Annotated in this window: 11 protein-coding genes and 1 tRNA gene; 9 read left to right on the top strand and 3 right to left on the bottom strand. The window is 71.4% G+C overall.

Annotation, left to right across the window (positions count from 1 at the left end):
* Window positions 1-2: 2 nt before the first annotated feature.
* Both CLV68_RS21075 and CLV68_RS34110 read right to left on the bottom strand, forming a co-directional pair.
* Window positions 3-710: a response regulator transcription factor gene (locus CLV68_RS21075; RefSeq protein WP_211346703.1), complete on the bottom strand. Its 708-nt coding sequence runs from the start codon at window positions 708-710 to the stop codon at window positions 3-5.
* Window positions 668-760, bottom strand: a tRNA-OTHER gene (locus CLV68_RS34110). The genes CLV68_RS21075 and CLV68_RS34110 overlap by 43 nt, the downstream gene beginning before the upstream one ends.
* 215 nt (window positions 761-975) lie before the next feature.
* Here CLV68_RS34110 and CLV68_RS21070 point away from each other — a divergent pair.
* The 4 genes from CLV68_RS21070 (at window position 976) to CLV68_RS21055 (ending at window position 8603) form a co-directional block, all read left to right on the top strand.
* Window positions 976-2511, top strand: coding sequence for an MFS transporter (locus tag CLV68_RS21070; RefSeq protein WP_121392630.1), 1536 nt, complete (start codon window positions 976-978; stop codon window positions 2509-2511).
* Window positions 2512-2692: 181 nt separating this feature from the next.
* Window positions 2693-6628: an NACHT and WD repeat domain-containing protein gene (locus tag CLV68_RS21065; RefSeq protein ID WP_121392629.1), complete on the top strand. Its 3936-nt coding sequence runs from the start codon at window positions 2693-2695 to the stop codon at window positions 6626-6628.
* Between the two features lie 142 nt (window positions 6629-6770).
* Entirely contained in the window at window positions 6771-7697 is a 927-nt protein-coding gene (locus CLV68_RS21060; RefSeq protein ID WP_121392628.1) for a GNAT family N-acetyltransferase, read from the top strand.
* Window positions 7698-7775: 78 nt separating this feature from the next.
* Entirely contained in the window at window positions 7776-8603 is an 828-nt protein-coding gene (locus CLV68_RS21055; protein WP_246010020.1) for a DUF4253 domain-containing protein, read from the top strand.
* Between the two features lie 4 nt (window positions 8604-8607).
* Here CLV68_RS21055 and CLV68_RS34105 read toward each other — a convergent pair whose 3' ends face one another.
* The gene (locus tag CLV68_RS34105; protein ID WP_246010019.1) at window positions 8608-9522 is read right to left on the bottom strand and encodes an intradiol ring-cleavage dioxygenase; all 915 of its coding nucleotides are present in this window, start codon (window positions 9520-9522) and stop codon (window positions 8608-8610) included.
* Window positions 9523-9850: 328 nt separating this feature from the next.
* Here CLV68_RS34105 and CLV68_RS21035 point away from each other — a divergent pair, with 328 nt between their 5' ends.
* Genes CLV68_RS21035 through CLV68_RS21015 form a run of 5 tightly spaced genes read left to right on the top strand, consistent with a single transcriptional unit; the run spans window position 9851 to window position 12365 of the window.
* Entirely contained in the window at window positions 9851-10324 is a 474-nt protein-coding gene (locus CLV68_RS21035; protein WP_246010018.1) for a YbaB/EbfC family nucleoid-associated protein, read from the top strand.
* Window positions 10317-10676: a type VII secretion target gene (locus CLV68_RS21030; RefSeq protein WP_121392624.1), complete on the top strand. Its 360-nt coding sequence runs from the start codon at window positions 10317-10319 to the stop codon at window positions 10674-10676. The genes CLV68_RS21035 and CLV68_RS21030 overlap by 8 nt, the downstream gene beginning before the upstream one ends.
* A complete protein-coding gene (locus CLV68_RS21025) occupies window positions 10673-11371 on the top strand; it encodes a WXG100 family type VII secretion target (RefSeq protein ID WP_121392623.1) in 699 nt (232 codons plus the stop codon). Before CLV68_RS21030 ends, CLV68_RS21025 begins: the two co-directional genes overlap by 4 nt.
* 4 nt (window positions 11372-11375) lie before the next feature.
* Window positions 11376-11957, top strand: a complete 582-nt coding sequence (locus CLV68_RS21020) for a hypothetical protein (protein ID WP_121392622.1) — start codon at window positions 11376-11378, stop codon at window positions 11955-11957.
* 6 nt (window positions 11958-11963) lie between these two features.
* Window positions 11964-12365, top strand: a complete 402-nt coding sequence (locus CLV68_RS21015; RefSeq protein WP_121392621.1) for a hypothetical protein — start codon at window positions 11964-11966, stop codon at window positions 12363-12365.
* Window positions 12366-12690 lie beyond the last annotated feature (325 nt).

Genomic DNA, 12690 nt, shown 5'->3' with positions numbered 1-12690 from the left:
CGCTAGGACTGGCGCGCCGCCGCCGGTTCGTCGAGCTCGGCGGTGCTGTCAGTACTGTCGGTACTGTCGTCCGGGCTGTCGGGGTCGGCGCGGGCGTCGTCGGTGAAGCGGAAGCCGACGCCGCGCACGGTGACGATCCAGTGCGGCGAGCCCAGCTTCTTGCGCAGGCTGCTGACGTGGGTGTCGATGGTGCGGCTGGCCAGCGCGGTGATCTCGGCGTCGACGCTGTCGTACTCCCAGACCCGGCGCAGCAGCTCGGCCCGGCTGAACAGCCGCTCGCACTCGCCTGCCAGCAACAGCAGCAGCTCGAACTCCTTGCGAGTGGTCTCGACCACCCGGTCGCCGACCCTGACCTCGCGCAGCGTCGGGTGGATCCGCAGCTCACCGGCGGTGATCGTCGGCGGCGACAGCACCCGCGCGCGGCGCAGCAGCGCGCCGAGGCGGGCCACCAGTTCCCGGCTGCGGTAGGGCTTCTCCACGCAGTCGTCGCACCCGGCCTCCAGCGCCAGGACCCGCTCCAGTTCGGAGAAGGACGCGAAGCCGATCATCGGGACGTCGCTGGCGGCGCGCAGTTCGCGGCACAGGGTGAGGCCGTCGAAGTCGGCCAGGTCGAGGTCGACGAGCACCACGTCGACCTCGCGGTGCGCGGCCATCGCCTCGGCCCCGGTGGTGACCGCGACGGGCTCGAACCCGTGCCTGCGCAGATCCACGACGGTCTCCTCGGCACCGTCACAGTCTGCGACAACTAATACCCGCGGCCCACCACCCAGCACAGTCCTTCCCCCTTCGGTCGAATGGGGACAACCCTAAAGCCTGCGGACAGATAGTGCAGAACGTGCATGAAGTCCCTGATTGAGTGAAATACCTGAGGTGAACGCTCGGTATCGTCGGCGAATGGGGGATTCACCGGTGGTGCGGGTGCAGTAGGAATCGCGGGTCCGATCGATCGGACCCGCCCGGCCGAGAGGACCAGTGATGAGCAGCGAACCAGGGCGGGCCGTCGCGCACCGGCAGCCCACCCGGCCCTGGCGCGGCCTGGCCCTGCTGACCTTCCCGCTGATCGTGCTCGCCCTCGACGTGAGCGTGCTGTTCCTGGCCGCGCCCGCGCTGAGCCGCGACCTCGGCGCGAGTCCCACCGAACTGCTGTGGATCACCGACGTCTACGGCTTCACCATCGCCGGGTTCCTCATCGTGATGGGCGTGCTCGGTGACCGGGTCGGCCGCAGGCGGCTGCTGGTCATCGGGTGCCTGGCGTTCGCCGGGGCATCCGTGCTGGCGGCGTTCGCGCCCAACGCCGGGCTGCTGATCGCGGCGCGGGCGCTGCTCGGCCTCGCTGGTGCCACGCTGATGCCGTCCACGCTCGCGCTGATCCGGGTCCTGTTCCCCGACGAGGGGCAGCGGCAGAAGGCCATCGCCATCTGGATGACCACGTTCTCCGCGTCGGTGGCCATCGGCCCGGTCGTCGGCGGCCTGGTCATCGACCAGTTGTGGTGGGGCGCGGTGTTCCTGTTCCCGGTGCCGTTCCTGGTGGCGTTCGCCGTGCTCGCGCACCGCACGCTGCCGGAGGAGCGCGCCGACGACCCGGCGCCGCTGGACCTGCCCAGCGTGGGGCTGATCGCGGGGGCGATGCTGGGCACGGCGTACGCGATCAAGTCGGCCGCCGTCGGCGACCTGGGCGTGCTGACCGTCGCGGTGTTCGTGGTCGCCGTCGGCGCCGGGGTCGTCGCTGTGCGCCGCCAGTTCACCACCCCGCACCCGCTGATCGAGCCCACGCTGCTGACCAACCGCCGTCTGCTCGCGGGCCTGGGCCTGCTGCTGATGAGCATCACCGCCGTCAACGGCTTCTACTTCCTGGTCCCGCAGTACTTCCAGCACGTCCAGGGCCGCTCGGCGTCCTCGACCGGCCTGCTGATGCTGCCCCTGGCCATCGCCGCCGTGGTGGCCTCGCTGTCGGTCCCGCCGCTGCTCGGCGCGGTCCGCCCACCCTTCCTGGTCGCGGGCGGCGCTGCGCTGTCCGGCGCGGGCTTCGTCGTCCTCGCCCTGCACTCCGGCCCGCTGTCGACCCTGACCCTCACCCTCCTGGGCTGCGCGATCGTCGCGGGCATCAGCGCCATCGGCGTCGTCATGACCGACCTGGTCGTCGGCCTGGCCCCAACCCGCCACGCGGGCGCCGCCGCGGGCCTGTCCGAGACCGCCGGTGAACTGGGCGTCGCCCTGGGCGTCGCCATCATGGGCTCCATCTCCGTCTTCGCCTACCGCGCCGCCGTCCAGGGCTCTCCAGCCCCCCTCGACGACAACACCCGCACCGCCGTGGCCGACTCCATCACCACCGCCCGCACCCTCGCCGACAATTCCCCACCCCACCACAACACAATCCTCGATGTCGCCTCGAACGCATTCGTTTCCGGCCTCTCGTGGTCCGCGATAGCCGCCGCGGCGGCCATGGCGTTGAGTGTCGTATTGGCCCTCACGGTCCTGCGCACTACACAAACTCCGCCGCCGGAGGAATGAGCCATGCGCTCGTGAACATTCACGCGCCGCGGATTCGTGTTTGTCAGGTATCCGTCCAGTGGACACAAGTCGCGGCGACTCGTCCGATGGAGGTCACTTTCCCGCCAGGCGGAGCCCGGGGCGAGCAGTTGCGCCACGATGATCGCGATCTGCTCGTCGGCGCGGTCTCCAGGTGGGGATGATGACAGACCAGAACCAGTCCGCTCGTCGGCCCGAGGTGGTCAACACCGTCACCGGGACCGTCTCCGGGGACGTGGTGCAGGCCGACTCGGTCGCCATCTACTCCGTCGACGCCGACCAGTTCGTCGCGGGCCGCGATGTCCACCTGCACTTCCGGGACGGGCTGCGCGGCGTGCGGGGCGTGCTGTCCGGGCCGGTCGCGGACCAGTGCCCCTATCCGGGGCTGGCCGAGTTCGGTCCGCACCAGGCCCAGTGGTTCTTCGGTCGCGGCCACCTGGTGACGACCGTGCTGGAGCGGCTGGATCGGCGGACGAGCGCGGGTGGCCCGTTGCTGGTGGTCGCGCCATCCGGTGCGGGGAAGTCGTCCCTGCTGCGGGCCGGGGTCCTGCCCGCGCTGGCCCGCGGGGCACTGCCGGGGTCGCGCGCCTGGCCGTCGTTGTTGACCACACCGACCGAACAGCCGGTGCTGGTGCTGGCGCGGTACCTGGCGACGTTGGTCGGCATGGATGCCAGGCGGACGGCCGATCTCGTGGTTCGCAAGCCCGCGGTGGTCGTGGACCGGGTGCGGGCCGCGTTGCGGGCGTCCGGGCCGCAGGTGCGGCTGGTGGTGATCGTCGACCAACTGGAGGAGTTGTTCACCGTCTGCGCGCACGACTGGCAGCGGGTGGCCGTGCTGGACCTGCTGGACAGGTTGGCGCGGCACGGGCCGGGTGGCGAGCCGCCGGTCGCCCTGGTCCTGTTCGGACTCCGCGCGGACTTCTACCCGAGGTGCGCGGACTACCCGCCGTTGCGCGCGGCCGCGCTCGACAGCCAGGTCCTGGTCGGGCCGATGACCGAGGCCGAGCTGCGTGAGGCGGTCCTGTTCCCCGCGCACCGCGAGGGCCTGACGGTGGAGCCGGGCTTGGTCGAGTTGCTGCTGCGCGACCTGGGGGCCCTGCGCGACGGCGCGGACACGCCCACCGGTCAGGCGGGCCGACTGCCGCTGCTCGCCCACGCGCTCCGGGTGACCTGGCAGCAGCGCCACGGCTCGACGTTGACCGTGCAGGGCTACCAGAGCACCGGCGGGATCGCCCGCGCGGTCGCGACCACGGCGGAGGACATCTTCCGGCGGCTCTCACCGCAGGACCAGTCGCTGGCGCAATCGGTCTTCCTCCGCCTGGTCGCCATAGCCGAGGGCTCCGAGAACACCCGCCGACGCGTCCCCCGTTCTCACCTGCTCGGCATCACCCCTGCCAACGCCCGTCCACGCTCGGCCCCCTCCGGGCAGTGGGTGTCCTTCGCCCAGGCTGCCCCCTCCGGCCCTGCGACTCCCGCTGCCGGGGCTGCCCCAGGGCACCCGCACCCGCCGTCCGGCTCATCGGGTACCACCGCCGGGCATCCCGTCGACGCTTTCCCCGCGCGGACCGCCGAACCGGGCCCGCCCGTGCGCAGGCCCGCCCGTACGGCCGCGGTGATCGACGCGTTCACCCACGCCCGCCTGCTCACCCAGACCACCGACACCGTCGAGATCACCCACGAGTCCCTCCTGCACAGCTGGCCCCGCCTGCACGACTGGATCACCCACAACCGAGCCACCATCCTGCTCCGCCAACACCTCGACGACGCCGCCCGCTACTGGGAGTCCTCCGGCCACGACCCCACCACCCTCTACCGCGGCGGCCAACTCGCCACCGCCCAGGAGTGGGCCGAGCACCGCACCGACCTCACGCCCCTGGAACACCGCTTCCTGCGCGCCAGCACCGACTCCGCCCACGCCACCCTCACCGCCGCCCGCCGCACCAACCGCCGCCTCCGCCGCCGCCTGACCGCGGTCGTGCTGATGCTCGTCCTCTCCCTGGCCGCAGGGACTGCCGCAGTCATCGAACGCGCCAACGCCGAACACGAGCGAAACCTCGCCATCTCCCGCCAACTAGCCGCCGACTCCCGCCTGGCCATGGCCAACAACCCCCGCGAAGCCATGTCCTACGCCCTCGAAGCCTGGCGCACCGCCCCCACCGCGGAGGCCAGGGGCGCGTTGCTGTCCACGCAGTCGCTGGACTACGAGGGCAGGCTGCTGACCGGCATGGAGTCTCCCGCGCTTGCCGTCAGCCCTGATGGCTCGATGGCCGCCTTCGGTGGTCCCAACGGCCAGATCCAGTTGTGGAACACTCGTACCCGCCAACGATTCCCCGCGTCCTTCCCCAGCCAGGTCGGTGTTGTGCACTCGCTCGCATTCTCCCCGGATGGAACCATGTTGGCCGCGGCGTCCTACCTGGTTCCGGGGAAGTTGAACGGTCCGCACCTGCTTGTGTGGCAGGTCCCCACCGGAGTGCTGATCTCCACCGTCCCCGGTGTCTTCACCGTGACGTGGCGACCCGACGGGCAGGCAATACTCAGTCTCGACGAGTCCAACTTCCAGGACGTCGTCGAACTGGATGTCCGCTCCGGCCGAGTGCTCCGGCGGATCGTGATTCCGAAGGAGGAATCGGTTCCCACCCTGGCGTACAGCCCGGACGGCGACCTGATCGCGACGGGGACCTCGGCGGGGGTGGTCGAGGTGTACCGGGCCGACACCGGCATCCGGCTGCACCGGCTCACGACGGACGGGCCGATCGGGACCGTGATGGCGATCGCCATCTCCGCCCGCGGTGTCCTGGCGGCGTCCAGCCCCGCGTCGCACCTCCGGCTCTGGGACGCGTGGACCGGGGCGAGGATGGGTGACCTGGGCGCGGGCGATGTCGGCGGGCGGACGATGGGATTGGCCTTCCTGCCCGGGTTGGACCTGCTCGCGACCTCCTCGATCAGGGGGGAGATCGTCCTGTGGGACACCAGGTCGTCGAGGGTCCACAGCACCATCGCGGTCGGCTCCGAGATGGTGTGGGACCTGGTCATGTCACAGGACGGCTCGACCATCCTCACCACGGCCGCGAGCGGAGAGGCCACGGTGCTCGGCCGCGGTGCGAGGTCTCACGACGGGAGTTGGGCGCGCAACGAGGTCTGGGCGGTCACCGGGCTCGCGGTGTCCCCCGCCGGAGACACCGTGGCCTCGGCCGATGCCGACGGTACCCTCCGCCACTGGGATATCGACGACCGGTCAGCGATGCCGCTGCTGCGCTTGCTGTCCGTGGTGCCCGAGTCCGTGGAACCCCCTGGTGCGAAGGTGATGTTCGGCCCGGACGGCACGGAGGTGCTGGCAAGTGCGGGCGTGCGGGTCTGGTGGCCAGGGCGGGCGCTGTCCGGAACGATCGCGGCGCCGGGACGGACGTTCCTCGACGTGCGGGTCTCACCGGACGGCAGGCTGGTCGCTGCCGTGTCGTTAGACCTCACAGGTCAGACCGGCAGGCGCGTCCACGTGTGGGACTCGCGCAGTCTCGTCCCGGTGGCCGAGTGGTCGCCTGCCCCGCACGAGATGATGGGCACTGTGCTGTTCACGCCGGATGGTGGTCGCCTGTTGGTGGAGTTCAGCTCCACTGTCGATGCTGTGACCCGACACGGCATCCGTGCTTGGACCGTCGACCCCGTCGCGGTACAGGCGGACCTCATCAACACCGACATCGGCATCGGGGGGATGACGATCAGTCCGGACGGGCGCACGGTGGCCACCGGTCACGACGATGGCCGGGTCCGGCTGTGGGACGTCGACACCGGGGCCAAGAAGGGCGAGTTCGGCGAGCACACCTCGCTGATCCGCACACTCGCCTTCGTGGACGACCAGACCTTGGTCACCGGGACCATCAACGACCCCGTCATCCGTCAGTGGAACTACACCACCGGCGAACTGGTGGCGCAGATCGAAGGGCATCGCGGTCCGCTGAACGTCGTCGCGGTGGCCAAGGGTGGGAAGGTGCTGGCCTCGGCGAGCGCCGACAGCACGGTGGGGCTGTGGGACCTCGACCCCGAGGTGGTGGCGGCGCGGGTGTGCCGGATCCTGGCCGACGACGGGCGTGGCTGCGCGTAAATGGGTTGCGCGCCGGGGGACACTGGGGGCCGGACCTAGAGAAGGGAGGGTTGAGCCATGTACCGCACGCACATCGCGCTCGTGTCCCCCCGGGACAGTCGGGACTGAACCCGGGGACGGGCGCCTCCACCTGGAGACTGCCTTGACGAAGTACCAGCAAGACCTGGTCCTGCGGCCCATCAGCGGGCCGGAGGAGCTGCACCTGTTCACCGCTTTCCCCTACGTCCTCAACGACGAGATCCCCCGCGACCTGGACGCGGGCCGCCGCAAGCCCGAGTGGCTGTGGGTCGCCCTGCGGGGGGAGCGCGTCGTCGCTCGGGTCGGGTGGTGGTCGTGGCCCGGCAGTGAGCACCCGGTGCTGATGGACATCTACGACGGTGACTCCGAGGACGGGGTGCGGTTGTTGGAGACCGCGCTCGCGACCGTGGTCCCCGCGGGGTCCAAGCCGCCGGAGTACGGTCGGTTCCTGACCCCGGACTGGCGGGACGACCCCGAGACCAGGCGCGGTGTCGAGGACCGGATGGCCGTCCTGGGACGTGTCGGCGCCAAGTTGTTCGTCGAGCGGTTGCGGCTCGAATGGCGTCCCGGCACGCCCATCCCCGAGCTCACCGGTCGCCTAGAGTTCCGGCAACCGCGTGACGCCGACGAACTGATCGGCCTCATGACCGAGGTCCTGGACGGCACCCTCGACGCGCACAGCCGCGACGAGTTGACCCGCGTGACCCCGGAAGAGGCCGCACGCGAGCAGTACCACGACGAACTCGAGCGCTACCCCAGTCCGCACGACTGGTGGCGGGTCGCGACCCTCCCCGGCGGCGACCCGGTCGGGTTCGTCATCCCCGCGCACAACGGCTACAACCCGATCATCGCCTACATCGGGATCCTGCCCGCGCACCGCGGCCACGGCCACATCCACGACCTGCTCGCCACCGGCACCGCCCTGCTCGCCGCCGAGGACGTCCCCCGGATCCGGGCCGCCACCGACGTCGAGAACGTCCCGATGGCGGCCGCGTTCGCCCAGGCGGGCTACGTCACCTTCCAACGCCAGATCGACATGACCTGGCGCTGATCGACGAGCCCGTTCCCGGCCTGCCCCAAGGTCGGGAACGGGCCTCGCCCGTCGGTGCCGCCAACTACGATCCTGGCCGTGACGACAGAGATTCAGGCGTTGTTGGCAGGCGGCAACCGGGCGCTGTCCGTGCCGCTGCCGCCCGGCCGCGTGGTGTTCCCCGAGGACGGCGGCGACAGGCCCGCCTTGTGGCTCAGCGACAAGCCCGCCGCGCCGGGGCTGTGGGCCGCGTTGCGCCAGGACCACGCCCGGTCCGGTCTGTGGCCGCTGCTGCTGGACGCCCTGGACGACGAGGACGAGGAGTACCGGCCGTGGGGCAACGGTGAGGTGCTGCCCGACGAGATGACCTCGCCCGCCGGGCACGACGTACCGGCGCTGCTCGCGCGGTGGTGGGCGGACGCGACCACGCACGACGAGGACGACCTGCTCTCACCCGCCGAACGCCAGGCCGTCACCAGCCCGTACGGCCGCCAGTGGCCCGGTCGCGCCCCCGCGCCGAGCGCCACCGCCGACCCGGGCCGCACCGCCGACGACCTCGCCCACCACCTGCTCGCCGGGCACTCCTCGCTGCGGCTGGGCCTGGTCGCCGCCGACCGGGGAGCCGACGCGCCCGCCGTGGCGGGCTGGACCGGCCCGACGAACCACATCGCCGACACCGGCGCGGTCTCGGCCGTCCTGCGCGACTGGGAGGACCGCTTCGGCGCCCGCCTGGTCAGCGCCGGGTTCGACACCCTGCTGCTCAGCGTCGCCGCCCCGCCAGCCACCCACGCCGACGCACTGGCCGTCGCCGCCGAGCACTTCGCGTTCTGCCCGGACAACGTGTGGCAGGGCGAGGAACCCAACACCCTCTACGCCTACGCCCAGCGCCTCGTCGGCGACCACTCCTGGACGTTCTGGTGGGACTAGGCGCCTAAGCCCCGTCCTTGTCCGCATCGACCCCGAGGACCTTGGCGGCGAGGTAGCCCGCGCCGGATGACTGGACGGTGAGCAGCATCGGTTCCTTGAAGATGCTGTCCTTGTCGTTGGTGGTGTCGCGGCCGGTGTGGCCTGCGTAGGGGGCGGCGGTGTAGACGGCGTCGTTGAGCTTCTCGTCGAACATCAGCTGCGTGATCAGCGCCTTGGTGTTGTTGATGTGCACCATGGCGTGGATGTGCACGGTCCGGCCGCGGTACCAGCCGGGCCAGATGGTGGTGAAGCGGACGATGCCCTGGGCGTCGGTCACCTGGGCGCCGCGCAGGTAGCGCTTGTCGTCGGTGGGCACCAGGTCCGCCGCCCCGCCACCCCCGCCCGGAGGCGCGCCACCACCCGGTCCGCCACTCGGGGGCTGGCCGCCCCCGCCCGGTCCGCCACCGCTGGGCGGGGCCATGCCCCCGCTCGGCATCCCCGCACCGCCACCGCCGGTCGACTGGGACTCCGCGCCCGAGTACACCCCGGCCGCGTCGCAGTGCCAGATCTCCACGACGACGTCCTTGATCGCGGCGCACCCCTCGCTGTCGACCACCTTCAACGCCAGGTCCAGCCGCGTCCCCACCTTGTCCTCGCGGATGTCCCCCCGTACCTTGTCGGCGTCGAAGTAGTACGGCCCCTGCGTCGCGGTCGGCGACAACGCGCAGGTGGTGGCACCCGCCAGCAGCGCGGCCGGATCGTCCCCCACGGCCGCCGCGGCGGCAGCCGCCCTCGTGGTCGTGGTCGCGCCGGTCCCCGACTCCTCGCCGCCGCAGGCCGCCACCACCCCGGCCAAGGTGAGCCCGCCGAGAACCAACGTACGTCGACTGACCCGCTTGCCCTCTTCGTCGTCCAGCGCGTGCGACCTCATCGTGGACATCGACTTCCCTTCCACCGCGGCGATCTCGATCGACGCTACCGGGCTTCCCGCCGCCCGGCAGTCCGAAGTGGAACGTCACCGGTTCGCGTGAACCCGCCTGCCGGGACTCCTCGGCTCGGGTACTGTTGCCTGTCCGCTCCATGTCACCCGAACGGCCCACGTCAGGCGGCCATGGGTCCACTGTGGACATGTTGTGGCGCAACCCGTTCGGCCTAGTTCCCGGCGTTCCGCTGCCTGCGATCGGGTGGTGCCAGTGCGATTCCCGGGATCGGGGGCCGACGCCGTGGCTATAGTCCCGGCCGGTGACCACCCGAGCACGAGGAAGCACATGGATGACCGCGTCCTGAACACGGCCGTACCGATGCCAGAGGACCACGACGCCGCCCGGCAGCGCTTGGCGGGCTGGCAGGCCAGGGCGGAGCAGTTGGCGGCCGACACGCAGGCCATGGGCGAGCGGTTCGAGCAGCTGCGGGTGACCAAGACCGACCCGGCCGGGATGGCCGAGGTGGTCGTCGACTCCGGTGGCGTGCTGGTCGGGTTGACGCTGACCAGGGAGATCGAACGCGCGGCGCCGTCGGTGGTCGCCGCGACGATCATGAGCACGATCCAGGCGGCGAAGTCGGACCTGGCCGACCGGGCCAGGGTGATCCTCGACGACACCCTCGGCCCGGAGTCCCCCGTCGCGAGGGCCATCGCCGACCAGGTCACCGAGCGCCTGCGCGGCCGCCCCGACCCCCGCCGCCCCGGGGTCGACGCGGACGAGGACAACGAGACCCGCGTCTTCGGGCGGGACGATGTCTGACGGGTACGCCGTCGACGTCGACCAGATCCGCCGCCACGCCGCCCGACTGGACGCCCTCCACACCCGCCTCGCCTCGGTCCAGTCCGCGAGCACCCACATCACCCGCGACGCCCGCGCCTACGGCACGCTCTGCCAGTGGATCTCCCAGGTCCTGGCCGCCCGGCACACCAAGCAGCACCAACTGGTGGCCCAGGTAGCCGAGAACCTCGCCCTCTCCGCCACCTCCCTCCGCGAGACCGCCGAGGTCTACACGGCCAACGACGACTCCGCGGCCGACACCCTCAGCAAGATCAGCGCCGAACTCGGCCGGATCAACCAAGCCCTGGAGAACATCGGCAGGGGAGTGCGATGACCAACGACCTGATCGCGCCGGTCACCTCGACCCGGCAGCCGTGGACCGGGATCAGCCTCGCCGAGAGCGTCGAGGGCCTGGTCGAGGCGATCCGCGGCGAGGGGTGGGTGGATGACCTGCTCGCCGCGGCCGTGCTCGGTGGGGACGTGGTGGCCACCGCGATCGACCCGTTGGGGGCGTTGCTGTCCAACGGCATCGGCTGGGCGATGGAGTACTTCCGGCCGCTGCGCGAGGTGCTCGACGCGTTGACCGGTATGCCGGACGTGGTCGCCGCGCACGCCGCCACCTGGGAGCGGATGGCGGGGGAGTTGCGGTCGATCGCGTCGGACCTGCGGACGGCGCTGGCCGATGACCTGCCGGGCTGGTCCGGTGCCGCGTCCGAGGCGTACCAGGACATGATGGCGCACAACGTGAACGCGATCGGCGGCCTCGGTGCCACCGCCTCGGCGATGGCGGCGGCGACCACCGGCGCGGGCGGTCTGGTGCGGATGACCCGCGAGCTGGTGCGCACGCTCATCGCGGACCTGGTCACCCAGGTGATCGAGTTCGTGCTGTCCGCCGTGTTCGGCCTGGCGCTGTTCCAGATCGTGCGCGGCGTCGCGACCATGGTGGCCAAGTGGACCGCGCGCGTCGTGGACTTCGGGACCTCCCTGTACGCCAGCCTGCGCAACCTGCAACTGCTCCTCGAGGGATAGGTCGATGACGCCCAAACCCAAGGCGCCGCGCGGCGGTGGGCCAGGCAACCGCAGACCCCACCACGGACCCGGCGGCCTCGACGCGGGCACGAGCGTGTCGAAGGCGCACACCGCCATCGAGACCGAGATCAACGCCGGACGTCCCGCTGCCGCGCCGAGCACCCCGAACCCGGTCGCCGGTCCGGCGGGCAAGATGCGGCTCAAGGGGCCCGTGGACCGCCACCACCTCGACAAGATCTCGCCGAACGCGCCAGCCAAGGAGCGCAACACCGTCATCCTGCCGCAGGTGCGCGCCGCGGTCCGGGCGGATCAGGTCGAGATCCAGGCCGGGCACGCCCGCTGGGAGTCGGGGCTCTACACCACCGCGAGCGGCCGCCGGTACGGGGTCGAGTCCAACGGGACCCTGTACCCGGTCGACGGCCCGGGGTTCGTGCAGCTCGACCGGGCCGAGTACAAGGCGCTGCAGGCCATCGTCAAGCACAATGGCGACGTCGACGCGGCCATGCGCGGCGTCTCGCGGGACCCCGGCATCCCGCCGCGGGCGTTCGAGAAGGCCACCGAGGTCTTCCGGCACAGAGGGAAGTAGACCGCCATGCTCAGCTACAGCTTCCTCATCGACCGGCTCCCCGCCCCCGCCGACCTGCGCCTCGCCATCGCCGAGGTCTTCGCCGTCGACCCCGCCCAAGTCCACATCGGCCGCCTCTACGAAGACGACGGCGGCCCCCCCGCCACCGTCAGCTGCACCTACCTGCCCCTGGACGGCGGCGACTTCCCCTACCGCCTCGACATAGGCGCCGACGACACCGTCCCGGGCCCCACCGAACCGGCCACCGCCACAGCCCTCGCCCGCCGCTTCACCCTCCGCGCCCTCCTCTCCCTCAACACCCCCACAGACGAGTACTGGCGCCTCATCACCCCCACCGAAGACCACCAGGTCCCCCTCGACCTGACCCGACTCGACCAAGACCACTACGTCCTGGCCACCAACGCCTGACCCATCACCCGGACTGCGGAGTACTCCCAGCTCCCTGGTCGAGGTTCGCGACCCAGCGGGTCTGCCCGCTGCCCGTCGGCACCTGATCGGCCGCTTCCCGCGATGTCCGCACGGAGTTGTGAGGCCCGCACGTCGTACCTCCGTGCGGACTGGGAGGCACGCGTTCGGTGGATGTCGTTCTCGGCTTGGCCATCATCGGCCTGGCGATCCAGGTCTGGTCAGCTTGGTCAAGGCGGTGGCCCGCGGCGCCCGACGCCATTCCCGCCCTGCCACGCCCAGCACCACCAGCCCCAAGACCATCGCCGCCACCGTCCATCGCCCGACG

Source organism: Actinokineospora cianjurensis (assembly GCF_003663795.1).
Classification (GTDB): Bacteria; Actinomycetota; Actinomycetes; order Mycobacteriales; family Pseudonocardiaceae; genus Actinokineospora; species Actinokineospora terrae.
This window is presented reverse-complemented; position numbering and strand designations above follow the sequence as displayed.

Excerpts from the sequence above, each read along its gene's own strand:
- CLV68_RS21070 (WP_121392630.1), top strand. The coding sequence starts at position 976 with ATGAGCAGCGAACCAGGGCGGGCCGTCGCGCACCGGCAGCCCACCCGG.
- CLV68_RS21065 (WP_121392629.1), top strand. The coding sequence starts at position 2,693 with ATGACAGACCAGAACCAGTCCGCTCGTCGGCCCGAGGTGGTCAACACC.
- CLV68_RS34105 (WP_246010019.1), bottom strand. The coding sequence starts at position 9,522 with ATGTCCACGATGAGGTCGCACGCGCTGGACGACGAAGAGGGCAAGCGG.
- CLV68_RS21035 (WP_246010018.1), top strand. The coding sequence starts at position 9,851 with ATGGATGACCGCGTCCTGAACACGGCCGTACCGATGCCAGAGGACCAC.
- CLV68_RS21030 (WP_121392624.1), top strand. The coding sequence starts at position 10,317 with ATGTCTGACGGGTACGCCGTCGACGTCGACCAGATCCGCCGCCACGCC.
- CLV68_RS21025 (WP_121392623.1), top strand. The coding sequence starts at position 10,673 with ATGACCAACGACCTGATCGCGCCGGTCACCTCGACCCGGCAGCCGTGG.
- CLV68_RS21020 (WP_121392622.1), top strand. The coding sequence starts at position 11,376 with ATGACGCCCAAACCCAAGGCGCCGCGCGGCGGTGGGCCAGGCAACCGC.
- CLV68_RS21015 (WP_121392621.1), top strand. The coding sequence starts at position 11,964 with ATGCTCAGCTACAGCTTCCTCATCGACCGGCTCCCCGCCCCCGCCGAC.